This is a genomic window from Chryseobacterium sp. MFBS3-17, assembly GCF_020687745.1.
Taxonomy (GTDB): Bacteria; Bacteroidota; Bacteroidia; order Flavobacteriales; family Weeksellaceae; genus Marnyiella.
This window is the reverse complement of record NZ_JAJEWK010000012.1, coordinates 209931-235178: the sequence shown is the minus strand read 5'-3', so window position 1 is coordinate 235178 and position 25248 is coordinate 209931. Positions and strand designations below refer to the sequence as shown.

Below are 25248 nucleotides of genomic sequence, written 5' to 3'. Positions count from 1 at the left end.
TACTATAGGTCCCTTTTTTGATAATTATTCAAATGAAAATCAATACTTTCTGAAACCGGAATAAATTCATACCCCAGCGTTTTTATCTTCTTATTGGACACCGGACTATTTCCGGTAACGGTTGCAATATTGATTTTGTTCAGAAGTCTGAGCCGCGGAAACAGCCATCCCATTAAGATATTCAACACATATCCCGCTTTCAGCATGGTTGCAGAAAGTACCTTTGGGAGAGATTTCCCTAATTTGGAACGCACTTGTTCAGAAAAACTGAGATAACTTCTGTTTTCCGACATCAGGATAAACCGCTCTCCAAACCGGTTGTTATTCATTAAGTCAACCGAAATACGGGCCACATCCCGCACATCTACATATGAAGTTGTTCCGCCCATGGCATAAGGATAGCGCTCCAGCGTACTGAACAATTCGCCGCTGCTGGCCTGCCAGTTTCCGCTGCCAATGATGATTCCCGGGTTTACAATGATGGTATTCAGTCCTTCTGCCGATGCGCGTGAGACTTCCATTTCTGAGAAATGTTTGGACTTGGCATAGTAAGAATGCGGTATTTTAGGATTATAATCTGAAGTTTCATCCAAAAATCCATCTTCATTGAAACCATCCAGCACTGCCACAGAACTTACGAACAGAAATTTCTGCACCGAAGAACCCTCGCAAGCATATAGTAAATTTTTAGTTCCCTCCGTATTGGTTCGGATCAGTTCCTGCCGGTCCTGCGGATAAAAACTCACCTTGCCGGAACAGTGATATACCTCCGAAACACCGTGCAGAGCTGCCTCCAGTGCCTGAAGATCTTCGAAATCAGTTTCCGCCCATTCAATCCGCTGAAAATAGTCTTCAGGTTCATCTGTATAGTACGCAAAAGATTTTCTGACCTCCTGCAGATCGCTGTTTTTCCTGCGGGTTGCACGTACAGTTCTGCCCTGCTTCAGCAGTTCCAAAACAATTACCCTCCCAAGAATTCCCGTTGCACCCGTGACTAAAACCATTGGATTAAACCGCTGTTAAAATTTATAATCCACAAATATACAAAAAGCCGGTCAGACAAAGCTTTCCATGCTCGTGAAATCCGGGATTTCCTATCAGGAATTTTATAAAAAGTCACACCTGCCACCAAAATCTGTCCTGCTGAAAATTTTACATTTTCTTTAACCACCCAAATCAAATCTATTTCAAAGGGATTTCCTTAAATTTGCATCCCCGAATAAAAGGGCATAATTTTTAATGCATCACTGAATGATGATTACCTTCTACAAATACCAGGGTACCGGCAATGATTTTATTATTATAGACAACCGGACTGATGACTTCCCCAAGGATACGGAAACCATTAAAAAACTCTGTGACAGACGTTTCGGCATTGGCGGTGACGGACTGATTCTGCTGGAAAATGACCCTGCAGCAGATTTCCGGATGGTATACTACAACGCTGACGGCAACCAGAGCACCATGTGTGGCAACGGCGGCAGATGCATCGTGGCATTCGCTCATTTCCTGAATATTTTTGAAGAAAAAACCGTCTTTAATGCGATAGATGGTCTCCACGAAGCCGAAATACTGCACGGTATTGTAAAACTCAAAATGATTGATGTGACCAACATACAATCAGACGGAAATGACTTTGTGCTCAATACCGGTTCCCCGCATTACGTTCGTTTCGTACAATATGTTCAGAAATACCCGGTGTATGACGAAGGACGCGCGGTGCGAAATAACAGCACCTATGGAAAAGAAGGCATTAATGTGAACTTTGCTGAAGTAATTTCGCGTGATGAAATCTTTGTGCGTACCTACGAACGGGGCGTGGAAGACGAAACCTACAGCTGCGGAACCGGCGTTACGGCATCTGCACTGGTTTTCATGAAGGATAAAAACGCATCTGAAGTCCGGGTAAACACCCTGGGCGGAACACTCAAAGTCCATGCAGAAAGACATGGTAACAGCTATCAGAACATTTGGCTGGAAGGACCGGCTACTCAAGTATTTAAGGGTTCAATACAATTATAATTCATTCACCATTATAAAAATAACATGAAAAAAGGTTGCAGCATTTTCGCTATCATTGCGCTGATTGTCCTTCTCATTTCGGGAATTTTCGGTTATGGATTTTATAAAAAGTACTACTCGGGCAACGTAGCCAAAGAGGGGTACTTCCATATTCCTACCGGCGCAGGATTCAATCAGATTCTGGACTCTATAGGTCCATACCTGAAAGACCGGGAAGCGTTTGCAGAGGTAGCGAAGGATAAAGGAATGGATCAGTTTTTTCATCCCGGCCGCTACCGCATGAAAAGCGGAACTCACAATACGGATCTGGTCAATATGATTAAAGCCGGAAATCAGACAGAAAACACCTTCCGGATTGGTGATTTCGGAGATGTGTACCAGATGGTAGGCCGGGTGGCCAAAAAAACAGAAGCCGACTCCCTGCAGTTTGTAAACGAACTCAATTCTATAGCCACTAAAAAAGGTTATAAGGACGCCGAAGATCTTAAAAAATACTTTTTCATTGATACCTACCACTTTTTCTGGACGGTGAAACCGGACGAGTTTTTTCAGAAATTTGAGAATCAGTACAACGATTTCTGGACTGCAGAACGGAAAGCGAAAGAGAAAGAAAGCGGTCTCTCCCGCAATCAGATTTACGCACTTGCGTCCATTGTCTATAAAGAATCCGGCGGCAGACCCGATGAGCAGAAAACCATTGCCGGCCTGTATCTGAACCGCTACCGCAAAGGCATGAAACTGCAGAGTGACCCTACGGTTATCTACGCCATTAACAAAGACACGAATTTTACCACGCCTATACGCCGGGTTTTGTATAAACATTTAAGACATCCCTCGCCGTACAACACCTATGCAAATACCGGAATCCCGCCGGGTCCCATTTGTGTGACTGATAAAAGCTCTGTTGATGCCGTACTGAATGCCGAGAAGAATAATTTCATCTTTATGGCAGCAGATCCGGACCGCCCGGGATATCACCGTTTTACCGCCAGTGATGTGGAACATGCGAAAAATGCAAAAGATTACCAGGCATGGCTAAATTCTAAAAATATCACAAATTAAATTTTAACATAATATTAACACGCATAGCGTTTAACAAAAGTGTATTTTGAATGTCTTATAGTTTTGATATGCGCTTAATAATTTTCAAAAAAGTGCAATATTTTTTTTGAATCTTATAAATAACAATGCCGAATAAGTTCCCAACTTTGCAGGTGAAATTTTAACAAAAATGACAAGAACAGAAATTAATCACATTCTGACGAAAAAAGCCCTCGGCCTCACTTTCGTACTTTCTGCCGCCGCCTTTGCTTTTGCGCAGGAAAAAGTGACCATTAACTCCGCAATTAAAGACAGCCAGAACAATCCGGTTCCCTACGCTTCAGTCACTTTCAGTAATAAAACCAACAGTGCACTGAGTGACGCCACCCTTACTGATGAAAACGGACAATACAGTATTGCTCTGGTTCCCGGGAATTACGACATTTCCATAGATGCAGTAGATTTTAAGAAAGCAACCATAAACAGACAGATTACGGCGCCCGGAAGCATTGACAATATCCAGATACAACCTGCCACAACCAATATAACCCCGACCGCAGAGATAGAAGGCGTCACCATCACCGCACAAGCCACACGTGCATACCGGGTAGAAATTGACAAAAAAGTGTATGACCCGTCCATGGACATCGTAGCCAAAGGCGGAAACCTGCAGGATGTACTGAACAATGTACCTTCTGTAGATGTAGATACAGACGGTACAGTCTCTATGCGCGGCAACTCCAATGTCAGATTCCTGATTAACGGCAAACCGTCTTCCATGCTTGGAATTGACGACGGTGCCAATGCATTGCAGAGCATCCCTGCAGATCAGATAGAAAGAATTGAGGTAATTACCAACCCTTCTTCCAAATATGAAGCCAGCGGAACCGCAGGTATCCTAAATATCATCCTTAAAAAATCTAAAAAAGTAGGTTTTAACGGTAGTGTGGAAGGAACATTAGGCTATTTGCCCACCACCAGACTGAATACCAACCTCAGCTGGAGAAAAGGAAACTGGACCTACTACATCAACGGGGGCGGAGGTTACCGTGAAAATAAATCCACGAATGATTCCGAATTTCATTCATTCCTCGATCCTCAAGGTCTGAATGACGGTTTTTCTCAATACTCACTCCAAAAAGGAATAAACGAAGGTGAAAATAAGAACTATAACGTTACCGGAGGCTTCCTGGTAGACCTTACAGAAAAAGCTACCCTGAATGCCTCTGTCATGCTCAGAACTTTTGACAACGAATCCATAGGCGAAACCAAGTATTATGACCGCGTCATTGTAAAAGACAGAAATGCAGCCGGCTATCCGGATGTTCCCTTTACCATTCAGGATCAATATACCAGCCGCATGAATGTAGGGACTAATACCAATAATTCATTTCAGGCAGATCTGGGACTGGACCAGAAAATTGGCGACAACGGCCAGTTGCTTTCCGTGGCGACCAGCTACCAGACGAGCAAAAGCGACGGTACGTCCTTCATCACCGAGAATGGTTTTGACAATGAACTGGACCTGCCCACACTGCTGAGAAACAATATTCTGACCACGTCTGAAAACAAAAAATTCCTTGCAAAAGCTGATTACGAACTCCCGATTGGTGAGAACTCCAAACTGGAAGCCGGCGCAAGATTCGACTCCAATAATAATGATTATGATTATTATGTAGACCAAAGTCAGGATAACGGTCCCGCCGAAATTCTGCCGAACTTTACCAGCAAAACGTTCTACGACGAAAATATCCTTGCCGGATACGCCCAGTTTAAAAGTAAAATTAATAACTTCGGATATCAGGTGGGTCTGAGAGCAGAAAATACCGACATTGCCGTTAGCTTCCAAAGAGTGAACGACCCACAGCAAATCACGGTAGAAAAAAATTACCTGAAGTTCTTTCCGAGCGTTTTCATGAGCTATGACCTTGGGAATAATAACCAACTCCTGCTGAACTACTCAAGAAGAATCAACAGACCGCGGTCTTTCTTCCTGATTCCTTTTATGTCTTACAATAATAACCGTAACCTCTTCAGCGGAAACCCTGATCTGGATCCTACCTATGAAAACTCCTTCGAACTGGGATACAGTCTTGCCAAGTCCAAAATCACCTTCAACCCGACTCTCTATTTTAAAAAGTCTGAAGATGAGGTGAATATGTACCAGTACAGCGGAGTGAACGAAGACGGAAATACGGTAATTTATACCATGCCCGTAAATGCCGGAACCGAAAGCCAGTACGGACTGGACTTGAATGCAACGTTTGACCCGTTCCGCTGGTTGAAAATTATGGCCAGTGCAGATATCTACGGATATCGCTCAGAAGGTTCTTATGAAGATTTCGACTTCTCCGGTGACGGATTCTCCAACAGATTCCGCCTGACAACCACCTTCCGGCCAACGAGAACCACCAATATTCAGCTGCAGGGACACTACCGTGGTGCGCAAAATACCGTTTCCACTCAGCGTGAGCCTTCATACTCCGTAAACCTGGGAGCCAGCCAGACCATCTGGGACGGAAACGGAACCATTTCCTTTAATATACAGGATATATTCAACACCCGTGCTCGTGAGAATTTTGTGACGACACCTACCTATTCACAATACAGCTACCAGCAATGGAGCCCGCGGCAGTTCAGCATCTCTCTGAGCTACCGTTTCAAACAAGGTGAAAAAGTGGAACAGCCCAGAAGAAAGAAAGACATTAACAATAACGCCACCGGCGATGATGACGATATGCCAATGTAATGGAACCCCAATTATATACCAAAACAGACCTCATTTTGAGGTCTGTTTTTTTTTGCTGAAATTGCTATTATTGTGTTCTGCTCTCCAAATATTTCTGCCATTCCCAGGTAGTGCGGAGCGCCTCCTCCAGCGACGTATCGGCTTTCCAGCCCAGTTCTTTTTCTGCTTTATCGGCATTGGCGTAAGCAATGGTGATATCTCCTGCTCTTCTTTCGCAAATCTGGTACGGAACTTTGACGTCGTTTGCCGTTTCAAAAGCTTCAACGACTTCTAAAACTGATGAACCCTTTCCGGTTCCCAGATTGTAAATATCAATTACGGTATCCTGTTGCTCCGCCATGAGTTTCTTCAAAGCCGCTACATGTGCCCGGGCCAGATCTACCACATAAATATAATCTCGAACGGCAGTGCCATCTTCGGTAGGATAATCATTTCCCCAAATATTCAGCTTTTCGCGGATTCCGGATGCAGTTTGGGTAACGTAAGGAACCAAATTATTAGGAATTCCGATAGGCAATTCGCCCAGCAAAGCTGTAGGATGTGCACCAATCGGATTGAAATACCGCAACAACGAAACTTTCTTTCTATACGCCTGGGCGAAATCTTTCAGAATCTCCTCGCCCATCTGCTTGGTTTTACCATAAGAGGATTCCGGGGTCTTCAAAGGCGTATGTTCATCAATAGGCATCTCATCTGCCTGCCCGTACACCGTACAAGACGAAGAAAAAATAAAGTTGGAAATATTCCGTGATTTGAATTCCTGCAGAATATTTATCAGCGAGAATAAATTGTTTTCATAATAATCCAAAGGTTTCACCTGACTCTCGCCCACTGCTTTGAACGCAGCGAAATTGATACAGCCGTCTATCTGATGCGCATCAAACAGCTGAGTAAGCAATTCTTTACGCTTCAGATCAAAAGGATAAAATATTGGTTTTTTACCGGTTATTTTTTCAATATTCTCCAGAATAAACCGCTCAGAATTAGAGAGGTCATCTACGATGATTACCTCGAAACCGTTATGAAGCAGTTCTGTCACAGTATGGGAACCGATATATCCAAGTCCGCCAGTTACAAGTATGGTCATGATTAAGTGTTTTAAGGGGACTTTGTCAAAGCTTTCAGAAGTACTTTTGTGCTTTGACAAAGTTTTTTAGTTTATATGAATTGATGATGGTTAATAAAATTTTCACGGGTCCCGAAGATTGCCGCTATCCCGGGGTTTTCAGTCCATTCATTCGCTGCCAGTCCTCTATAAGTAGAATACGAATAACGCTCCCAGTCGAAACCGCTCTCAGAGGGTTTGCGATGAACCGCACAAATGGCGTCCCTGATTTGCTCTTCAGAATGCAGCGTAATTCTTTTAAACGGAGATTCAAAAAGGTTACCGGTTCTCGCCTTATTGAATTTATTAAATGCCTGAGTATAAGAACTGATGAGTTTCCCAAACTGCTTATTGATGGCGGCTGTAGCAGAATGCAGACCGTTTTCCTGAAACGTATGAGCGTGATTTCCTTTGGGGAATTCCTCCTGGCTCCTGATCTTAACGACAAAATAAAAAGCATGAGGCAAAAGACAATGCGCATAAATTTCACAAAAAGGAACAATATACAACTGAACTTTAGCCATAAAAAACCGATAATTTTCGTTTGTCACAAAAACATGCTCCCCATTCACACCCTGGTTGTAGATGTGATAAAAAGAACCGGACTGCAAAAAATCCTTTCTTGTTTCCATGGTGACGTTCCGGTCAATGCAAAACTTTGTCAAAGTATCTCCGCACCGCACAAAACTTTGACAAAGTCCCGTTACAGATTCATAAATTCCAGTACGGCTTCAGAAATATAGCTCAGCTGTTCGTCATCCAGTTCGGTATGCATAGGCAGTGAAATCACCTCATCCAGCAATTTATCGGTATTCTGAAAATCATCGGCATTACTTTCCTGGTAGTAGGCTTTTTGCTTTCGGAGAGCCACCGGATAATAAATCATGGCAGGAATTTCTTTATCTGCAAGAAACTGCTGCAATTCGTTTCTCTTACCATTGAGCACCCGAAGGGTATATTGATGAAACACATGTGAAGAATATTCACTTCTGGCGGGAATCAGCAGGTTTTCCTGACTGGAAAAAGCTTCATCATAGAAATCGGCTGCTTTTCTGCGGGCTTCATTATAGGAATCCAGCAGCGGCAATTTTCTCCGCAGCACGGTGGCCTGCACACTATCCAGGCGTGAGTTCACACCGATCTCATCATGATAATATCTTTCGTACATTCCGTGGTTTACAATTCCTCTCAGGCGGTGGGCTACATCATCGTCATTGGTAAAAAGTGCACCACCGTCCCCGTAGCAACCCAGGTTTTTAGATGGAAAAAACGACGTTGTACCGATGATTCCCATGGTCCCGGATTTTTTTACCGTTCCGTCTGAAAAGGTATAGTCTGCGCCAATGGCCTGTGCATTATCTTCTATAACATGGAGGTTATGTTCGGCGGCAATTTTCAGAATTTCTTCCATGGGTGCACACTGCCCAAACAGGTGCACGGGAATAATGACTTTTGTTTTTGGGGTAATGGCTCTTCTGATGGCTTCCGGACTGATGGTAAAGGTATCATAATCCACATCTGTGAGCACAGCTTTGAGTTTGAGAAGATGAATCACTTCTACCGTCGCCGCAAAAGTAAAATCTGCGGTAATGACTTCGTCTCCTTCTTCCAGTCCCAGTGCCATCAGTGCTATTTGCAAAGCATCGGTACCATTTGCACAGGGAATCACATGTTTTACGTCCAGATATTGTTCCAGTTCACTCTGAAAGGATTTCACTTCGGGTCCGTTTATAAATGCGGCAGTGTTCATGACATTCTGTACGGCATTATCCACATCTGCTTTTATTTTATAATATTGACTCTGAAGGTCAACCATCTGAATTTTTTTCATAGACTTTTACATTAAGTCGTAAATTTACATATATTTAAATACTTAAAAAAATTTATGAGAAAGTTTACTTTTTTATTTTTCTTGATATTTTCTGTGGGCATATGCGCACAGACGGAGTTGGTATTCATTTTTTTTAATGACAAACCCAACAAGGCCGCTTTTTATGCAAATCCCCTTTCAGAACTGACGCAAAAGTCGCTGGACCGGCGTACAGCATTGGGTATCCCCCTCAATGATCAGGATGTACCGGTAGAACCTTTATTCATACAATCTATTGAAAATCTCGGATTTACTGTAACCGATATTTCCAAATGGCTGAATGGTGTAGCGGTACAGGCCAATGCTGCGCAGATCAGCATCATTCAGAATCTTCCTATGGTGCAAAGTGTTGAAAGTTTTGCTAAAATTAGCGGTCCGGGAACCAAAATGGCGCCACAGCATCAGAACAAGTTCGGTAATTTTCAAAAATCTGCGCTGGCCAGTTTCAATTATGGGAACGGCTCTGCCCAGATCGACCAGATTAACCTTCGGAATCTGCATGTAGCCGGATTTACAGGCAGCGGAATCACCATTGCCATTATTGACACCGGATATCCGGCGGTGGATACTGCGAATGCCTACCAGCGGCTATGGGCCAACAATCAGATAAAGGGCGGATATAATTTTGTATCCAAAAATACCGATATTTACAACTCTGCACTCAATCCTCACGGATCGGTAGTACTGGGTGCAATCGGCGGTTACATAGACCATGTATTTGTAGGTTCTGCTCCGGATGCAGATTTTTATCTGTACATTTCAGAAAACACGGCAGTAGAAATTCCGGAGGAAGAGTTGTACTGGATTATGGCTGCGGAGGAAGCGGACCGAAAGGGCGCAGACATCATCAACACGTCGCTGGGATATAATACCTTCGATGATCCCAAATACAGTTATACGTACTCAGATATGAACGGCACTGCTTCCTTCATTGCTCGCGGTGCGCAGATTGCTGCAGAAAAAGGGATCATCGTGATGGTCGCAGCGGGCAATTCCGGGGCCTCTCCGTGGCATTATATTACGACTCCCGCAGACAATCAGATGGTTTTTACCGTTGGAGCAGTAGACGATGCCGGAAATTCCTCCACATTTTCGTCCTACGGGCCTAACGCCGCGGGAATAATCAAGCCGGATGCGGCAGCCAGAGGTACGGCGGCGGCTTCGGTATCGGTAAACGGACCCATTTCTTCTAATGGCACTTCGCTGGCCACACCTATTGCGGCGGGCGGTGTAGCGTGTCTTTTACAGGCCGTTAATCCTGCCACACCCAGAGCTCTTATTCGTAGCAGACTGAGGGAAACAGCATCATTGTTCCCGGCGCATACCGACCAGATGGGGTATGGCATTCTGAATTTTGGCGGCATACTGCAAACATTCCTAAGCACCCATGATGTTGAGAACCCTGCTGTAAAGGTTTATCCAAATCCGGTGGTTGATTATATTTATGTGGAACATACTATAAAAATGCGTACAGCCGAAATCTATGACCATCTGGGCAGAATGGTCAGAAAGTTATCGCCGGTACAAAATAAAATCTATGTCGGCGATTTAGTTTCCGGAGTTTATTATCTGAAAGTTCAGAGTGAAGGGAGCAGTTTTGCAGAAGAATTCATTAAAAAATAAACATTAGCGGTTAAACTCCACTTTCCGGTTTTCCGTGAAAGGAATTTCGGGATTCAGGATTTCCAGAATCAGATTCCGCAGGGAGATCATGGCATCATCCAGACTGCCTTTTTTAAATTCCAGACCTGCCACACCTCTGTTTACTTCCGCAAAGCTCCAGATTCCGGTAAGGATTTCTCTTCCGGCAAACTCCGGCATATTCTTTATGACATAGTGATAAATGCAGAGTTGCAGCGCCTGTTTTTTATTTTCGTTAAAGAAATAATGGTCCACATTTTTCTCGTCTATGGACACCACAAGATCTTTGGTTTTTCCCGTTTTATAATCAATGATTCGCAGTTTGCCGTCCAGCTCATCAATCCGGTCTATAAATCCGTAGAAACTGATTTTGTCCGTACGGTCCTCATTCAGATAAAAATCCACTCCTTCAAAATTCCGTTCCAACCCTATAATTCGCAGGCGATGTCCCGCTTTCACAAGATTCAAGTCATGTTCCACAATACGCTGCAGCGCTCTGGTAGCTAAAGATTTATGAATAAAATTGATTCCTTTCTCATAAAACTCCGGCTGGTGGTTGAGTTGATGAATGGATTGCAAAATAGCCTCATCAAAAGCACTTTGTGGCAAGGCAAGGTCTTTCTCGGTTAAAAAATCATTACCCAAACTTTCATAAATTACCTGAAGGGCATAGTGCACCAGATTTCCGTAATTCATGACCGATAGTTCTTCTTCGATTTGTTTGGACTCTCGGGTGTTCAGAATCTTAGACAGATAGAAGCTTATAGGGTCGTAGAGGTAAGACGTGAGATGTGTGGCCGCTACCCGATGCTTCCAGATTTGGAGCTGCTCCATCACCGCGGAAGTTTTGGCAATTTGCACCGGTTGCCGGGTCAGCGGGGTGGCAGGATTCTCAATGACAATATTTTCGATTTCGTGGTGACGGTCTTCAAACTGTAATTGGGTTACGAAGCGGCTTTTCTCGCCGGTATTCACACCGGATCCCAAGGCATTAAACAAGAGATGAACCTGCTCTGACTCCTGCAGCAGCCGGTAAAAATGGTAGGCATAAATGCTGTCATTTTCCAGAAAAGTATGCAAATCAAACTGTGCCCGCACATCAAACGGGATATAGGTATTCTGGCTGTTTCCCAGGGGGAGTTTACCCTCATTTACCGACAAGAGAATAATATTCTTGAAATTGAGAAGACGGGTTTCCAGAAGACCCATTACCTGCAACCCCTGCAATGGTTCACCCTCAAAATCAATAGTTTCAGAATTCACAAGTTGCTGAATCAGAACCTCCAGAGTTTCCATATTAACCAGAAACTGGTAGGGAGCCAACTGATTTTTGATGATTTTAAAGGACTTTTCAAAATGCGAAATATTCTCGTACTGAATATCGTCCAGTTCCTGAAATTTTAAATTAAAACAAAACTTAATCAGCAGATCCAGATAGGTCGGAATATCCTTCGGCACCAGCAGCAACGGAAAAAAAGAAAGCTCACCCAGCAATTCTGCAAGCAGTTTACCGGAGAGGTAAACGATATTCCGTTCTTCGATGAAAATTTTGAATTTTGCCACAATTTCCCGGTCCGGAGCTGTATGGGGAAGTTCGTCCAGAATGGTAAGCAGGTCATTATAATAATAAGAGCCCGGATTTTTTTCGAGTTGTTTTTGGAGATGAAAAAGGTATTTTACTGCATTACTGAAAGCAAGATTCTTCAGGGGAAAACCCATGGTAATATTCAGGTTCGGAACCGAATTTAATGAATCCAGTGTGGCCGGCAGTAGATTTTCATCCAGCAAAACCACGGCAGTATCAGACAAATCTGCAGATTCCTGTTGTAAACCGGACAGAATTCCCGGCAGAACTTTAGTCTGAGATACATTACCGGAAACCTCGTAAACTTTTATTTTTTTTGGACGAGAAAACTCATCTTCCACCCAGCTAAAAGGCCGGTGATCATTGAATTCCTTCCAGGTGCGGTGGTGTCTCATAAATTTACCTGCCTCTTGTCTTTCATCATTCACATAATATTCATCTGCATGGAAAAACACCTGCGCCTTGTCCCATTGCAACAAATTTCTCACCAGCAACTCTTCTACTTTGGTGAAGGCATTAAACCCGCAAAACACAAATATTTCTCCGGTGTTTTGGGCAAAATCGGCTATTGTACCGCGTACTTCCTGATGGATCATTCCGGATGTAGCCCAGTTTCGTTCACTCAATGCCTGCTTCAGTTCCGGCAGAAAAATGCGCATATTTCTCCAGAATCGCAGGTATTTTTTGCGAACTTTCCCTTCATCATCCGCATCATCACCCAGATGCTGAGCCCAGTCTTTGATCCGTTCTTCATCTACCAGATAATCCAGCACAGCGAGGTCTGAACCGGCAAACTTCAGCATATCATCCCAGTCTTTCATCACCGTAGGAAACCATTTCAGAAAACCTGAAAAATCATCTTTGGGGTGAAGTCCGGTATTGCTGTAAACCTCATAACCAAAGAGCCACAATGCAATGCCCTCCAGTTTCTGCCGGCCGGAAATTTCATGAATCAGGTCTTCTACGGTATAAAATTTGGGCAAAAAGCCGGAGTATTTTTTTTCTTTCAGAATCCTTTTGATGAAAACCACAGGACGCTTACCCGGCAGCACAATATTAAACCCCGATAAATCAGGGTTTTGACTCAATAATTCGGTGAAAATCTTCTCTAGAAACTTCAAAACGCAAACGTGAGATTAAAGGTTAAAGGGCGAAAAGGGAATTATGAATTGAAATTACCTTTGGATAAATATACCACTTTTTTAGTTTCAAAAAATTCACCGTCAAAAAATTTCTTTAAATCGAAAATCTCACAGCGCAATCCTGCAAGTTCCTCGGCCAGATCGCCGCCTTTCAGATAGAGAACACCATTGTGCTTGTCATTCAGTTGTTCTTTTTCAAATTTACCCTTCAGCCAACGTAAAAACTCCGGCATTTGCGTCACTGCCCGGCTGATGACAAAATGAAACTTTTCTTTCAGTTTCTCTGCACGGCCATGTACGGCAGTTACATTCTGAAGCCCTATCCCTTCTGCCACCGCCTGCACCACCGTAATTTTTTTTCCGATGCTGTCTATCAGGGTAAAGTGTGCATCCGGGTAGAGAATAGCCAGGGGAATTCCCGGAAACCCACCGCCCGTTCCCACATCCAGCACCCTGGTACCCGGCGAAAATTCCATCACTTTCGCTATGCCCAGTGAGTGCAATACGTGCTTTTCATACAGAGAATCCATATCCTTTCTGGATATGACATTGATTTTCTCATTCCATTCCCCATAGAGGGATTCCAGTTTCCGGAACTGGTCTTTTTGTGTTTCCGTGAGGTCCGGAAAGTATTCTAATATCAGGTTAACGCTCATAATTCAGCTAATTCCTACAAAAATAGTTTTCCTTTTATAACCCTCAAAATAAAATAGATATTACCTTTGCTATTTGCATTATTTTATGAACAAACTTTCAGACCGGATTCAGCGCTTAGGCTATTCCCAAACTTTTGTAATGAGCAATAAAGCCCGGGAAATGAGGGCTGCAGGTATAGATGTCATCAGCCTTACACTGGGCGAACCGGATTTTAATGTTCCGGATCTCATAAAACAAGCGGCACATGATGCGATAGACCAGAATTTCAGTCATTATTCGCCGGTTCCCGGATTTCTGGAACTGCGCGAAGCTATTGCCGAAAAACTGCATCGTGATAATAACCTGCAGTACAAACCAGGTCAGATCTGCGTTTCAAACGGTGCCAAACAAGCCATTCTGAATGTCTTGGCAGCGCTCATCAACCATGAAGACGAGGTTATTCTGCCTGCACCGTACTGGGTAAGTTATGCTGAAATGGTCAGAATGATGGATGGCGAACCCGTAATTCTGGACACTTCCTACCACAGTGATTTCAAAATTACTCCGGAACAGCTGGAACGGGCAATCACGCCGAAAACCAAAGCGGTTCTCTTCAGTACGCCCTGCAACCCTTCCGGAAGTTATTATACTTATGACGAATTGCAGTCACTGGCACAGGTTATTGCCCGAAATCCACAGGTTATCGTTATTTCTGACGAAATTTATGAATACATTAACTATGAGACCAAAACCCAGTCTATAGCAGCGTTCCCGGAGGTGTATGAACAAGTGGCCGTCATCAACGGGCTCTCTAAGGGCTATGCCATGACTGGTTGGCGCATCGGATATTCTGCCTGCCCGGAATGGCTGGCAAAGGCATGCGAAAAAATTCAGGGTCAGATGACCAGCGGACCAAACACCATTGCCCAGCGGGCAGCCATTACCGCACTGAAAACAGATCCGGCAGAATTTCAGTATATGATTGATGAATTCAGAAAAAGAAAAGACATTGTCTACGAATTACTCAAAGAAATCCCCGGATTCAAAGTCTTGCTTCCAAAAGCGGCTTTTTACTTCTTTCCGGACATCTCTTTTTATTGTGGCAAGCGCATCAACGGGCAACTGATTCATGATGCAGATGATTTTGCCATGTTCCTTCTGGATCATGCACATGTAGGCAGTGTAGGCGGAACATCCTTCGGAAGCCCGGACTGCATTCGTTTTTCATATGCCACATCTGAAGAAAATCTGCGCGAGGCCATCCGCAGAATAAAGGTTTGCCTGGAAGAATCCGTCATCACCCCTGCATAAAACTGACAAATATCAGCCATCATTTTCATGAGACCGATAGTTTTTATAAATGAAAATGAGTTGTTATAATAGATAAATTCCCGTACTTTTGTACTACGAATTTAATAACAATAAAAAATATTTATTATGTCATTAGTAGGAAAAAAATTCCCAAACATTACAGTAGATGCAATGTCTGAAATGGGAGACGATCTGAAGATCAACATTTTTGAAGAAGCCACCAAAAACAACCAGAAAGTATTGCTGTTCTGGTATCCGAAAGACTTCACTTTTGTATGCCCTACAGAATTGCACGCTTTTCAGGAAGCCCTTCCTGAGTTTGAAAAAAGAAATACCAAAGTAATTGGTGCATCTTGCGATACCAATGAGGTGCACTTTGCATGGCTGAACACCTCCAAAGACAACGGAGGAATAGAAGGCGTAACCTATCCGATTCTTGCCGATACACACAGACAACTGGCCAATACACTGGGCATTGTAGATCAGGATTTTGAATTTGATGAAGAAGGAAACGAAATCTTTACCGGTTCCAATGTAACGTACAGAGCTACTTATCTGGTAGACGAGGATGGAAAAATCTTCCACGAATCTGTAAACGATATGCCACTGGGCAGAAACGTAAAAGAATACCTGAGACTGGTAGATGCTTACACACACGTACAGAAAAACGGTGAAGTGTGCCCTGCAAACTGGGAAGAAGGTAAAGAAGCCATGAGCGCAAACAGAGAATCTACTGCAGAATACCTGGCAAAACACCAGAACTAATTATTAAAAAGAAGAAGCAATGTACGAAGAATTAAAAGAAGATGTCCTTCAGAATTTAGTAGCACAAAACGACAAAGTAGTGGTGCAATATGGTGCAACATGGTGCGGTAACTGCCGTATTATGAAGCCTAAATTTAAGAAACTGGCATCAGAAAACAGCGACATCCCGTTCTATTACGTAGATGCGGAGAAACTGCCGGAAAGCCGTAAACTGGCAAAAGTAGACAATTTACCTACCTTCGCCATTTTTAAAAATGGAGAACTGGTCAATCAGACACAAACCAACCAGCAGGAAAATTTAATTAACCTATTCAAAGAACTGAACTAATGAAATTACCCGTAATCAGACAATTTTACCAGAATCAGACGGTAGAAAATCTGGAAACTACACTGGAGGTTTTAGAATCTTTTTCAGAATTCAGAGGCACCTCAGAAGAAGAGCTGAATGTAGTAGGAGAATTGATTACCAATATTTGCGGTGCGCTGGAAACTCATCAAAATGTAAAAGATGGTATGACCGAGAGAGATGCTCTGAACGGCTTTGCACAAAAAGTTCTGGGATCAATAGACAAATAAAACACTTCCTTTTCATGATGAAACCGCGTCAGCAATGGCGCGGTTTTTTTTGTCGCCGTAACACGATACGGATTGCGATACTGTTTTAAATCACCTCCAGAAACCTCATGGTGTCCACATGATCTGCATACGTGTCCAGACCGGGATGCTGCGCCTGGCCGGGACTCACAGAATCCAGCTGAAGAGACGGCTTTGCCACCACCGCCTGGATATCTTGCTGATGATCATTCAGAAACGCTTTCACTTCTTCCAGATGGGTGTATCTTGTAAAATTAATGACGGATAAGGGAGAGAACAGCGCCTCATCCTCTTTCAGCATCACAAAATTATTATCCCAGAACTGATCCTGATTCAGCAGGTAAATCGCGCGGTTGTATTCGTAATTATTAGCGTATTTATTATGGTTAATAATATCCTGAAACGGAATAAAATTCTCAAACAAACGATCCAGTTTAAAATCTTCAGGCATCAAAATTCTGGTCACATTTCTGCATCCCAATCCGAAATACCGGAAAATATCTTCTGCCAGAAGTTTCAGTTCATCATCTGTTTCATCACCCTTCAACACAGCCACAGAAGTTCTGTTTTTCCGGATGATGCTCATATAATCTTTAAAATAAAACTCCAGATATCTGGCGGTATTATTACTGCCGGTGGCAATGACCGCATCAAAATCCTGCAACCGCTCGGTCAGTTCATACTCCACCTCTCCTTCAGCATATTCATTCCATTTTTTCAGCAGAAACGGCATCATCAGCTTATCTTTGGAAGACAATTTAATCACCGGGATATGATTGCTGAAAACCACAGACAGCACGTCATGAAGTCCTACCAGCGGGATATTTCCGGCAAGGATTAACCCCACCCTTTTGGATACTCCGGAAGGCTTATAACCCGACAGCCATTTGCGCAATGGTTCTTCTTTCAGCAATCCGGTCCACTGCTTCAGTGCAAATCTCTGATTTTCCTGCGTAAACCATGGATTTTCACTCTCAGATTTTTGCAGTATCGCAGAAAATTCCGCATCGGTATCATCATACAAATCAACCGCTTTATTCAGAAATTCCTGCAGGTAAATTCCTAGTTTACAAAGACCTAAAATTTGCTTTTCTATATTCATTTTGATGGAGAATTGGAGGATTTTTAGTAATTTTGTGCAAATTTATAAAATTAAAATCAGCAATGGCGATTAGAATAACAGATGAGTGCATTAATTGTGGTGCCTGTGAACCGGAATGCCCGAATAATGCAATATATGAAGGAGCTGTAGACTGGAAAGCATCAGAAGGCACTGCCCTGAAGGGAACGGTGGTCATGACTTCCGGACTCACCATAGATGCAGATGCTCCTCAGGAACCCGTAAGTGACGATGTTTATTTTATAGTAACCGATAAATGTACCGAATGTAAAGGCTTTCATGAAGAACCACAATGTGCCGCAGTATGTCCCGTAGACTGCTGTATCCCGGATGAAGACCATGTGGAATCTGAAGAAGCCCTCCTGGAGAAAAAAGCATTCCTGCACGGAGAATAATTCAATCCGCTCACAATTTGTGGGCGTTTTTTTTACAATTGATTTAGTTACAATCTGAAGACAAAACACTTTTATCACGGCTAAGCAGCCAAATAAACAGAAACAATATGAGCAAAAAACATAATTTCAGTGCCGGTCCATGCATCCTGCCTCAGGAAGTTTTTCAGAAATCTGCAGAAGCCATTCTGGATTTTAACGGAATGGGACTTTCGCTGCTTGAAATCTCACACCGGAGCAAGGATTTTGTTGCGGTAATGGATGAAGCACGGGCTATTGTAAAGAGATTATTAAAACTGGGAGATGATTACGAAGTACTTTACCTGGGAGGCGGTGCCAGCCTTCAGTTTCTGATGGTGCCCTTTAACCTTATGAAAGCCGGAAACGGTAAAGCAGCCTACACCGACACCGGCACATGGGCTGCCAATGCGATAAAAGAAGCTTCATCTTTGGGAACCGTAGAAGTGGTCGGCTCTTCCCGCTCAGAGAACTATTCATTTATACCAAAAGATTACCAGGCAGGCAGCGAATATGATTACTTTCACTGTACCTCGAACAATACCATTTACGGAACACAGATGAAATCATTCCCGAAAGTGGACACCCTCATGGTTTGTGATATGAGTTCTGATATATTCTCCCGGGAAATGGACTTCTCACAATTTGACCTTATTTATGCCGGAGCCCAGAAGAACATGGGTCCTGCCGGTGTGACCCTGGTCGTGGTAAAAAAAGAAATACTGGGCAAAACCGGTCGCCACATTCCGTCTTATCTGGACTATGCACTGCATATTGCCAAAGAATCCATGTTCAATACCCCACCGGTATTTCCGGTGTATGCCTCCATGCTCACCCTGCAGCATCTGGAAAACAACGGTGGTATTGCCGCAGCAGAAGCCAGAAATGAGGCAAAAGCCGCACTTTTGTACGGTGAGATAGACCAGAATCCGCTGTTTGAAACCTTTTGTGTGAAAGAGGACCGCTCGCTCATGAATGTATCCTTTAAACTGACGGATGAATCTAGAAAAGAAGCCTTCGACAAGGCATGGAAAGAAGCCGGAATAAACGGACTGAACGGTCACCGCAGCCTGGGCGGCTACAGAGCCAGCCTGTATAATGCTTTACCTCTGGAAAGCGTACAAGTCCTGGTAGATGTAATGAAATCTTTAGCCTGAATATAACAAAACAATGACACGATGAAAGTTTTAGCAAATGATGGAATTTCAGAATCCGGGAAAAATACACTGCTGGAAGCCGGAATTGAACTGGTAGAGGTCCGCGTGGCTCAGGAGCACCTGCCAAAGTTCATTAATGACAACCAGATTGATGTTTTGCTGGTAAGAAGTGCCACCAAAGTGTACGAAGAACTGATAGACGATTGTCCGGGACTGAAAATCATCGGCCGCGGCGGTGTAGGCATGGACAATATAGCGGTAGAATATGCCATTGAAAAAGGCCTGTATGTCATCAATACGCCGAAAGCATCGGCAAGATCTGTTGCAGAACTGGTATTCGCGCACTTCTTTTCTCTGGCCAGATTCCTGCATGAATCCAACCGCATGATGCCCCTGGAAGGCGATACACAGTTTAATGCGCTAAAGAAATCATACGCGGCTGCCGTAGAACTGGAGGGAAAAACTTTAGGCGTTATCGGATTTGGCGGCATTGGCCAGGAGGTTGTAAAAACCGGTATTGCACTGGGCATGAAGGTAAAGGTACTGACCCGAAAACCCCGCACAGAAACCATTTCCCTGTCCTTTTTTAACGGGCAGAAGGTGGATTTTGACATCACCTCCGGCAATGATATGGAGGCATTTTTAAAGGAGGTGGATTTCCTGAGCATTAACACCCCAAAAGCCACCAGCTACATCATAGACCGGCCGCAGTTTGAAATGATGAAAGACGGTATTTTTATAGTGAATACCGCCAGAGGCGGAGTGATTAATGAAGTAGAGCTGATTCATTTTATAGATGATGGTAAGGTAGCCGGTGCCGCGCTGGATGTTTTTGAAAACGAACCGCAACCGGAACTCCCCCTGCTCATGAATCCACAATTGTCACTATCTCCACATCTGGGCGGCAATACGCTGGATGCACAGGAGAAAATAGGAACAGAACTAGCTTCCCAAATTATAGAGATTAAAAAGATACTGTAGTACTTATGCCGATATTTAAACCCTTTCGTGGAATAAGACCCACAGAAGATTTTCTTGATGTTTTTCCCACGCACCCGCTGGATAATTTCACCCAGGAAGAAATCAACAAAAAAGCACAGGAAAACTCATCCTATATACAGATGGTGAAACCATATGTAGTTAGTAAGTCCAAAGATATAGACCGGAATCTTCGCAAAATCAGAACTAATTTTGAAGAACTCCTGCAGGAAAATGTGCTCATGCAAGATCCGTCTTCCTACTATTTATATGAACAGATCAAGCCGGACAAAACCGTATTCCGCGGACTACTCGGACTGGTTTCCGTGGAGGACTTCTGGAGTGGAAAAATCAAACGTCACGAGAGCACCATCCCCCGGAAAAAAGCAAAACTGGCGCATTATCTGGAAAAAGTAAGTCTTCAGGCAGAACCTGCACTCCTTACCTATCCTGCCAATTCCAAAGTGGAACTGCTCATGAATCATGAAGAAAAAAACATTCCGCTGCTCAGCTATCTGGACAGCAAGGGAATCCGGCACAAAGTATGGCGCATAGACAACCGCCTAAAGATGCAGCAGTTCAAGGAAGTTCTGGAGCAAATTGACTCCTTTTACATTGCAGACGGTCACCACAGAATAGGTTCCACCGCCCTGCACGCCAAAAACCAGAAGGAAAAAAATAAAAAACACACCGGAAACGAGCCTTACAACTATATTTACAGTTTCATTGTTTCTAATCAGTCCATTAAAATTCACGATTATAACAGAATTGTGAAGGACATGAACGGACTAACTGCCACTCAGTTCCTGAAAAAACTGCAAAAAAACTTTGACATTCACGAGAAAGGAGAAGCGCCGTATTATCCTTCAAGAAAATTCCATATTTCTATGTATCTGGAGGGTAAGTTTTATTCACTTCATGTGAAGCATGAACTCAGAAGTCCGGAGGTTTCTATGGACCATCTGGACCATCACCTGCTGGGCAAACACATTCTGCAGGATATTCTGAAAATAGAAGACACCGATAATTCTGAGAACATAAAATATGTAAAAGGCAACTCCAGCGTGGAAGGCATTCTGAAGATGAAAGAAAAAATAGATGCCGGTGAAGGCGTTCTGGGATTCGGAATCTACCCGGTAAGCTTTAATGAAATGATTAAAATTTCCGATAATAAAATCAGCATGCCGCCCAAGTGCACCTATATAGAACCGAAACTCATCACTGCATTGATTATGTACGACATGAAATAAAAATTTAACTATTTTTGATTCCTTAAAGGCTGATGTAATGACAAAACTCCTCTATATAATTCCACTGATAATGGGTGGAATTTTATTTTCTCAGAGCAAAACCACCGCAAAGCCCCGGACCGACCATGCCGGACAGTTCAAAAAAATATCAGATGAAATACTGCTGAACAGTAATGCGTATGACAATCTTCGGGAACTGGTAAAGGGAATCGGACCCCGCTTTTCTTCCACACCGGCTTATGACAAAGCAGTAGCCTGGGCAGAAAGAAAATTTGCAGAAAATGGTGGTGAGAACATCCGGAAAGAAGATGTAAAAGTTCCCATCTGGCGCCGCGGACGTGAAAGCGTGCAAATGAAAACCGGAAACGGAAGCTGGAAAACAATTCCGGCGCTGGCACTGGGCGGTTCAGAAGGCACCGGAGGCAAAGATCTGACCGGCGAGGTTCTCTTTGCCAAAGATCTGGCAGAGTTTAACAAACTCCAGAACCGCGATGTAAAAGACAAAATTGTATTTTTCAACTTTGCTTTTGACCAAACCGTTATCAACCCGGCAGAAACTTATCTTGTTGCCGGAAAATACCGCTGGTCTGCCCCTTCTGCCGCCAGCCGCAAAGGTGCAAAAGCCGTTATTACCCGTTCGCCTACCTCTGCTTTTGACGATGTTCCGCATACCGGGAGCATGTATTATGACCCTCTGGACAAGAACAAAATCCCGGCACTCTCCATCGGAGCGCTGAGTGCGGACAAGCTGGAAGAACTGGCAAAAAAGGAGAAGGTAATGCTGAAAATCAACACCACCTCCGGAACCACCGGCGACATGATTAACCACAATGTTATTGCGGAAATCCCCGGAAAGAAAAGCAAGAGCGTCATCGTAGTTGGGGCTCACCTGGACTCATGGGATATTTCTGAGGGCGCACATGACAATGGTGCCGGCGTGGTACAGGTGCTGGAAGTGTTGCGTGTTTTCAAAAAACTGGATTACCAGAATAATCATACCATTCGTTTTGTTCTTTTTGCCAATGAAGAAAATGGGGTTAGCGGTGGTGAAACTTATGCGGCCAATGTAAAAAAATCAGGCGAACGGCATATTTTTGCCATTGAAAGTGATGCTGGCGGTTATTCACCCAGAGGGATTTCCCTGGACATGATTCCGCAGCGCAGACGGCTGGTCTTTGCCTGGAAACCGCTTTTCCTGCCTTACGGCGTGTACGATTTTACCCAGGAAACCTCCGGACAGGACATTGCACCCCTCAAAAAACTGGCAGTTCCTCTGGCCGAGCTGGTACCGGATATGCAACGTTATTTTGACATTCACCATACCAGCCTGGATACCTTTGACAAAGTAAACCGCCGGGAACTGAATCTGGGTGCGGTAGCCATCGCACAAATGGTGTACATGGTAGATCAGAACTGGTAGCCTGCATAGAAGCCACACCATTCAGGTTATTTTACAAACAAAAAATTCGCCCCGTTTCCGGAGCGAATTTATTTTTATTCAGTGATGATGATCAGGGTACTTTTACCAGTTCCACATCAAATACCAGCCATGCATTCGGCGGGATCACCCCACCGGCACCATTGGCACCATATCCCAGTTCAGAAGGAATCAGCAATGTAGCGGTTTCGCCTTCTTTCAGCAGCATAATGCCTTCATCCCATCCTTTAATTACTCTGCCCATGCCTACGGGGAATTCCAGCGGCTGGCCTCTTTTGAAAGAACTGTCGAACTCCGTTCCGTCTACCAGTTTGCCCGCATAATGTACAGCAACATTGTCCCCTGCTTTCGGAGCTTTTCCGTCGGTCGTTTTAGTAATTTTATAGAATAATCCGGAAGCAGTTTTCTGCATCCCTGCAGCCAGCTCATCTGCCAATTTCTGCTGATTCGCTTTAAATTCTTCCTCTTTTTTCTTTTTCTCAGCAGCCTCTTTTTCCAGATACGCCTTATTGTTCTCGGCTATTTTGGATTTTCCTTCGGTAAAGATTTTTGCCGCATCATAATCTTTATAAGCATCTCCTTTGCCGAATACCGATACCTTCTGCAGAACTACATCGGTTTTCGGTTTGTCCTGAGGCCCTTTTTCTACTGCGGCAATGGTATCTACCACGTCTACGCCTTTCACAACTTTGCCAAAGATTGTATGACGGCCGTCCAGCCAAGGCGTAGGAACTTGAGTGATGAAAAACTGCGACCCGTTGGAGTTCGGTCCGGAGTTCGCCATAGAAAGTACCCCTTTCACATCATGCTTCAGGTCATTTTTTTCATCTTCGAATTTGTATCCTGGATCTCCCATGCCGGTTCCCTGTGGATCACCACCCTGAATCATGAAATTCTCTATCACCCGGTGAAAAATAGTTCCGTCATAAAAAGGCACTCCTTTCGCTTTGCTCTTGTTATCTATTTTTCCTTCTGCCAGTCCTACAAAATTAGCCACTGTAACCGGAGATTTCTGATCTTCTAATTTTACGATCATGTTTCCTTCAGAGGTCTCCAGATTAGCATAAAGACCGTCATTCAGTTCTTCGTACGTTTGTTTGTCTACATTCATTTTTTTATAAATTGGTGTACAGCTCAGCAGTGAGACACTTGCCAAACCTAAAATTAAATTCTTCTTAAGTAATGATGATTTCATAAATATGTAATTGGGTGAACAAGTTGCGAAAATACGGAATTCGCTTCACATATTAAAACAGAAAAAGCCAGACATCTGCCTGACTTTTTATGGTACATTTCAGAAATTAAACAGTTTCCAAAATGTTTTTCTCTACTTTTTCTCTCCACCCGAACGGATCCGGAGCTGCATTGGTCTGGATATCTACCAGATCCTTTTTCAGAATCATTGCATAACTGTCTTCAGGAGCCAGTTCAGGCAAAGCATAACGTGTATTTTCATAACCGAAAGCTTTGAAAGAAGTAGTCACTACAGCAGTTCCCACACCCCAGATTTCTTTCAGGGTTCCCTGTTTCTGCGCTTCCATTACATCTTTTACGGCAATTGGCTCTACACGAACATCCATCCCTCTGTGCTTGGCCAGCTGAAGAAAACTGTCACGGGTCACCCCATCCAGAATTTTCTCGGAGGTAGGCGGTGTGTATATGGTATCGTTAATTCTAACAAAAACATTCATGGTACCACTCTCTTCGAAATATTCGTGCGTAGCATCATCTGTCCAGATAATCTGCTCGTATCCTTCTTCTATAGCCAGTTGAGTGGGATAAAAAGAAGCCGCATAATTTCCGGCAGCTTTGGCAAAACCTACACCACCATTGGCAGCTCTGGAGTAATAATCAGAGATTTTCACCGATACAGGTTCAGAGTAATAACTCTTGGCCGGTGAAGCCACGATGGCAAACATATACTTATTAGAAATTCTGGCCTTCAGACCTTCTTCTGTAGCGAAAATCAGCGGGCGGATATACAATGAATTTCCTTCTCCGGAAGGAACCCATGCTCTGTCTACATCCATCAGGACTCTCAGACCATCTACAAAAACGTGTTCCGGGATTTCCGGCATCGCCAGACGCTTGGCAGATTTATTAATCCTTTCAAAATTCTTGTGCACGCGGAACAGGAATACCTCTCCTTCTGCATCTTTATAAGCCTTCATTCCTTCGAAGCAAGCCTGACCATAGTTAAAAGCCATATTGGCCGGCGAAAAAGGAAGCTGTCCGTAAGGCATTAATTTTGGCTCACTCCATTTTCCGTTTTCATACTCACAAATAATCATGTGATCAATAAAATGATCACCGAAAGAATAATTGTCCTGATCAAAAGTTGAAATTCTGGAATTCGTTGTTTTTTGGATTATCATATCTTAATTTTTAAAACGATTTTTTTATCGGGAAATTTATTCTCTAAATATACAAGTTT

Annotated in this window: 22 protein-coding genes; 13 read left to right on the top strand and 9 right to left on the bottom strand. The window is 43.5% G+C overall.

What is annotated here, in order from left to right; all coding sequences use genetic code 11:
- Positions 1-2 precede the first annotated feature (2 nt).
- A complete protein-coding gene (locus tag LKO26_RS11395) occupies positions 3-1004 on the bottom strand; it encodes an NAD-dependent epimerase/dehydratase family protein (protein WP_227587994.1) in 1002 nt (333 codons plus the stop codon).
- A 250-nt stretch (positions 1005-1254) separates the two neighbouring features.
- Here LKO26_RS11395 and dapF point away from each other — a divergent pair, with 250 nt between their 5' ends.
- The 3 genes from dapF (at position 1255) to LKO26_RS11380 (ending at position 5812) form a co-directional block, all read left to right on the top strand.
- Positions 1255-2022 (top strand): diaminopimelate epimerase, encoded by a 768-nt coding sequence (dapF, locus tag LKO26_RS11390; protein ID WP_227588204.1) that lies wholly within the window; start codon positions 1255-1257, stop codon positions 2020-2022.
- 24 nt (positions 2023-2046) lie between these two features.
- Positions 2047-3084: an endolytic transglycosylase MltG gene (gene mltG / locus LKO26_RS11385; protein ID WP_227587993.1), complete on the top strand. Its 1038-nt coding sequence runs from the start codon at positions 2047-2049 to the stop codon at positions 3082-3084.
- Positions 3085-3253: 169 nt separating this feature from the next.
- Positions 3254-5812 carry a TonB-dependent receptor domain-containing protein gene (locus LKO26_RS11380; protein WP_227587992.1) on the top strand — a complete coding sequence of 853 codons (2559 nt, stop codon included), beginning with the start codon at positions 3254-3256 and terminating at the stop codon, positions 5810-5812.
- A 67-nt stretch (positions 5813-5879) separates the two neighbouring features.
- Here LKO26_RS11380 and galE read toward each other — a convergent pair whose 3' ends face one another.
- The 3 genes from galE to LKO26_RS11365 all read right to left on the bottom strand — a co-directional run bounded on the left by galE (position 5880) and on the right by LKO26_RS11365 (position 8748).
- A complete protein-coding gene (gene galE, locus LKO26_RS11375) occupies positions 5880-6899 on the bottom strand; it encodes a UDP-glucose 4-epimerase GalE (protein ID WP_227587990.1) in 1020 nt (339 codons plus the stop codon).
- 71 nt (positions 6900-6970) lie between these two features.
- Positions 6971-7549: a hypothetical protein gene (locus LKO26_RS11370; protein ID WP_227587989.1), complete on the bottom strand. Its 579-nt coding sequence runs from the start codon at positions 7547-7549 to the stop codon at positions 6971-6973.
- Between the two features lie 71 nt (positions 7550-7620).
- Positions 7621-8748, bottom strand: a complete 1128-nt coding sequence (locus tag LKO26_RS11365) for a DegT/DnrJ/EryC1/StrS family aminotransferase (protein ID WP_227587988.1) — start codon at positions 8746-8748, stop codon at positions 7621-7623.
- 54 nt (positions 8749-8802) lie between these two features.
- Here LKO26_RS11365 and LKO26_RS11360 point away from each other — a divergent pair, with 54 nt between their 5' ends.
- Positions 8803-10410 (top strand): S8 family peptidase, encoded by a 1608-nt coding sequence (locus tag LKO26_RS11360; RefSeq protein ID WP_227587987.1) that lies wholly within the window; start codon positions 8803-8805, stop codon positions 10408-10410.
- A 3-nt stretch (positions 10411-10413) separates the two neighbouring features.
- On the opposite strand, the gene LKO26_RS11355 is transcribed toward LKO26_RS11360, so the two are convergent.
- Both LKO26_RS11355 and rsmG read right to left on the bottom strand, forming a co-directional pair.
- A complete protein-coding gene (locus LKO26_RS11355; RefSeq protein ID WP_227587986.1) occupies positions 10414-13134 on the bottom strand; it encodes a PD-(D/E)XK nuclease family protein in 2721 nt (906 codons plus the stop codon).
- 41 nt (positions 13135-13175) lie between these two features.
- The gene (rsmG, locus tag LKO26_RS11350; protein ID WP_227587985.1) at positions 13176-13811 is read right to left on the bottom strand and encodes a 16S rRNA (guanine(527)-N(7))-methyltransferase RsmG; all 636 of its coding nucleotides are present in this window, start codon (positions 13809-13811) and stop codon (positions 13176-13178) included.
- An 85-nt stretch (positions 13812-13896) separates the two neighbouring features.
- Between rsmG and LKO26_RS11345 the strand changes: the two genes are divergently transcribed.
- The 4 genes from LKO26_RS11345 (at position 13897) to LKO26_RS11330 (ending at position 16443) form a co-directional block, all read left to right on the top strand.
- Entirely contained in the window at positions 13897-15102 is a 1206-nt protein-coding gene (locus LKO26_RS11345; protein WP_227587984.1) for a pyridoxal phosphate-dependent aminotransferase, read from the top strand.
- 126 nt (positions 15103-15228) lie between these two features.
- On the top strand, positions 15229-15867 hold the full coding sequence (locus LKO26_RS11340; protein WP_227587983.1) for a peroxiredoxin: 639 nt from the start codon (positions 15229-15231) through the stop codon (positions 15865-15867).
- 19 nt (positions 15868-15886) lie between these two features.
- Positions 15887-16195 (top strand): thioredoxin family protein, encoded by a 309-nt coding sequence (locus LKO26_RS11335; RefSeq protein ID WP_227587982.1) that lies wholly within the window; start codon positions 15887-15889, stop codon positions 16193-16195.
- Entirely contained in the window at positions 16195-16443 is a 249-nt protein-coding gene (locus LKO26_RS11330; RefSeq protein WP_227587981.1) for a DUF6952 family protein, read from the top strand. Before LKO26_RS11335 ends, LKO26_RS11330 begins: the two co-directional genes overlap by 1 nt.
- Positions 16444-16528: 85 nt before the next feature.
- Here LKO26_RS11330 and LKO26_RS11325 read toward each other — a convergent pair whose 3' ends face one another.
- Positions 16529-17563, bottom strand: a complete 1035-nt coding sequence (locus tag LKO26_RS11325; protein WP_227587980.1) for an acyl-CoA reductase — start codon at positions 17561-17563, stop codon at positions 16529-16531.
- Positions 17564-17625: 62 nt separating this feature from the next.
- Between LKO26_RS11325 and LKO26_RS11320 the strand changes: the two genes are divergently transcribed.
- The 5 genes from LKO26_RS11320 to LKO26_RS11300 all read left to right on the top strand — a co-directional run bounded on the left by LKO26_RS11320 (position 17626) and on the right by LKO26_RS11300 (position 22796).
- Positions 17626-17976 (top strand): 4Fe-4S dicluster domain-containing protein, encoded by a 351-nt coding sequence (locus LKO26_RS11320; RefSeq protein ID WP_227587979.1) that lies wholly within the window; start codon positions 17626-17628, stop codon positions 17974-17976.
- Positions 17977-18083: 107 nt separating this feature from the next.
- Complete coding sequence (serC, locus tag LKO26_RS11315; RefSeq protein ID WP_227587978.1) at positions 18084-19148, top strand: 3-phosphoserine/phosphohydroxythreonine transaminase; 1065 nt, start codon at positions 18084-18086, stop codon at positions 19146-19148.
- Between the two features lie 21 nt (positions 19149-19169).
- Positions 19170-20129: a D-2-hydroxyacid dehydrogenase gene (locus tag LKO26_RS11310; protein WP_227587977.1), complete on the top strand. Its 960-nt coding sequence runs from the start codon at positions 19170-19172 to the stop codon at positions 20127-20129.
- A 5-nt stretch (positions 20130-20134) separates the two neighbouring features.
- The gene (locus LKO26_RS11305; RefSeq protein WP_227587976.1) at positions 20135-21376 is read left to right on the top strand and encodes a DUF1015 domain-containing protein; all 1242 of its coding nucleotides are present in this window, start codon (positions 20135-20137) and stop codon (positions 21374-21376) included.
- Between the two features lie 70 nt (positions 21377-21446).
- The gene (locus LKO26_RS11300; protein ID WP_227587975.1) at positions 21447-22796 is read left to right on the top strand and encodes a M28 family peptidase; all 1350 of its coding nucleotides are present in this window, start codon (positions 21447-21449) and stop codon (positions 22794-22796) included.
- A gap of 91 nt (positions 22797-22887) precedes the next feature.
- Here the strand turns inward: LKO26_RS11300 and LKO26_RS11295 are convergent, their stop codons facing one another.
- Positions 22888-23925: a peptidylprolyl isomerase gene (locus LKO26_RS11295; protein ID WP_227587974.1), complete on the bottom strand. Its 1038-nt coding sequence runs from the start codon at positions 23923-23925 to the stop codon at positions 22888-22890.
- Between the two features lie 190 nt (positions 23926-24115).
- Positions 24116-25189: a branched-chain amino acid aminotransferase gene (locus tag LKO26_RS11290; RefSeq protein ID WP_227587973.1), complete on the bottom strand. Its 1074-nt coding sequence runs from the start codon at positions 25187-25189 to the stop codon at positions 24116-24118.
- Positions 25190-25248 lie beyond the last annotated feature (59 nt).

What these genes read in the sequence shown, in the direction of transcription:
- LKO26_RS11395 (WP_227587994.1), bottom strand. Translation starts at nt 1,004, where the DNA reads ATGGTTTTAGTCACGGGTGCAACGGGAATTCTTGGGAGGGTAATTGTT.
- dapF (WP_227588204.1), top strand. Translation starts at nt 1,255, where the DNA reads ATGATTACCTTCTACAAATACCAGGGTACCGGCAATGATTTTATTATT.
- mltG (WP_227587993.1), top strand. Translation starts at nt 2,047, where the DNA reads ATGAAAAAAGGTTGCAGCATTTTCGCTATCATTGCGCTGATTGTCCTT.
- LKO26_RS11380 (WP_227587992.1), top strand. Translation starts at nt 3,254, where the DNA reads ATGACAAGAACAGAAATTAATCACATTCTGACGAAAAAAGCCCTCGGC.
- galE (WP_227587990.1), bottom strand. Translation starts at nt 6,899, where the DNA reads ATGACCATACTTGTAACTGGCGGACTTGGATATATCGGTTCCCATACT.
- LKO26_RS11370 (WP_227587989.1), bottom strand. Translation starts at nt 7,549, where the DNA reads ATGGAAACAAGAAAGGATTTTTTGCAGTCCGGTTCTTTTTATCACATC.
- LKO26_RS11365 (WP_227587988.1), bottom strand. Translation starts at nt 8,748, where the DNA reads ATGAAAAAAATTCAGATGGTTGACCTTCAGAGTCAATATTATAAAATA.
- LKO26_RS11360 (WP_227587987.1), top strand. Translation starts at nt 8,803, where the DNA reads ATGAGAAAGTTTACTTTTTTATTTTTCTTGATATTTTCTGTGGGCATA.
- rsmG (WP_227587985.1), bottom strand. Translation starts at nt 13,811, where the DNA reads ATGAGCGTTAACCTGATATTAGAATACTTTCCGGACCTCACGGAAACA.
- LKO26_RS11345 (WP_227587984.1), top strand. Translation starts at nt 13,897, where the DNA reads ATGAACAAACTTTCAGACCGGATTCAGCGCTTAGGCTATTCCCAAACT.
- LKO26_RS11340 (WP_227587983.1), top strand. Translation starts at nt 15,229, where the DNA reads ATGTCATTAGTAGGAAAAAAATTCCCAAACATTACAGTAGATGCAATG.
- LKO26_RS11335 (WP_227587982.1), top strand. Translation starts at nt 15,887, where the DNA reads ATGTACGAAGAATTAAAAGAAGATGTCCTTCAGAATTTAGTAGCACAA.
- LKO26_RS11330 (WP_227587981.1), top strand. Translation starts at nt 16,195, where the DNA reads ATGAAATTACCCGTAATCAGACAATTTTACCAGAATCAGACGGTAGAA.
- LKO26_RS11325 (WP_227587980.1), bottom strand. Translation starts at nt 17,563, where the DNA reads ATGAATATAGAAAAGCAAATTTTAGGTCTTTGTAAACTAGGAATTTAC.
- LKO26_RS11320 (WP_227587979.1), top strand. Translation starts at nt 17,626, where the DNA reads ATGGCGATTAGAATAACAGATGAGTGCATTAATTGTGGTGCCTGTGAA.
- serC (WP_227587978.1), top strand. Translation starts at nt 18,084, where the DNA reads ATGAGCAAAAAACATAATTTCAGTGCCGGTCCATGCATCCTGCCTCAG.
- LKO26_RS11310 (WP_227587977.1), top strand. Translation starts at nt 19,170, where the DNA reads ATGAAAGTTTTAGCAAATGATGGAATTTCAGAATCCGGGAAAAATACA.
- LKO26_RS11305 (WP_227587976.1), top strand. Translation starts at nt 20,135, where the DNA reads ATGCCGATATTTAAACCCTTTCGTGGAATAAGACCCACAGAAGATTTT.
- LKO26_RS11300 (WP_227587975.1), top strand. Translation starts at nt 21,447, where the DNA reads ATGGGTGGAATTTTATTTTCTCAGAGCAAAACCACCGCAAAGCCCCGG.
- LKO26_RS11295 (WP_227587974.1), bottom strand. Translation starts at nt 23,925, where the DNA reads ATGAATGTAGACAAACAAACGTACGAAGAACTGAATGACGGTCTTTAT.
- LKO26_RS11290 (WP_227587973.1), bottom strand. Translation starts at nt 25,189, where the DNA reads ATGATAATCCAAAAAACAACGAATTCCAGAATTTCAACTTTTGATCAG.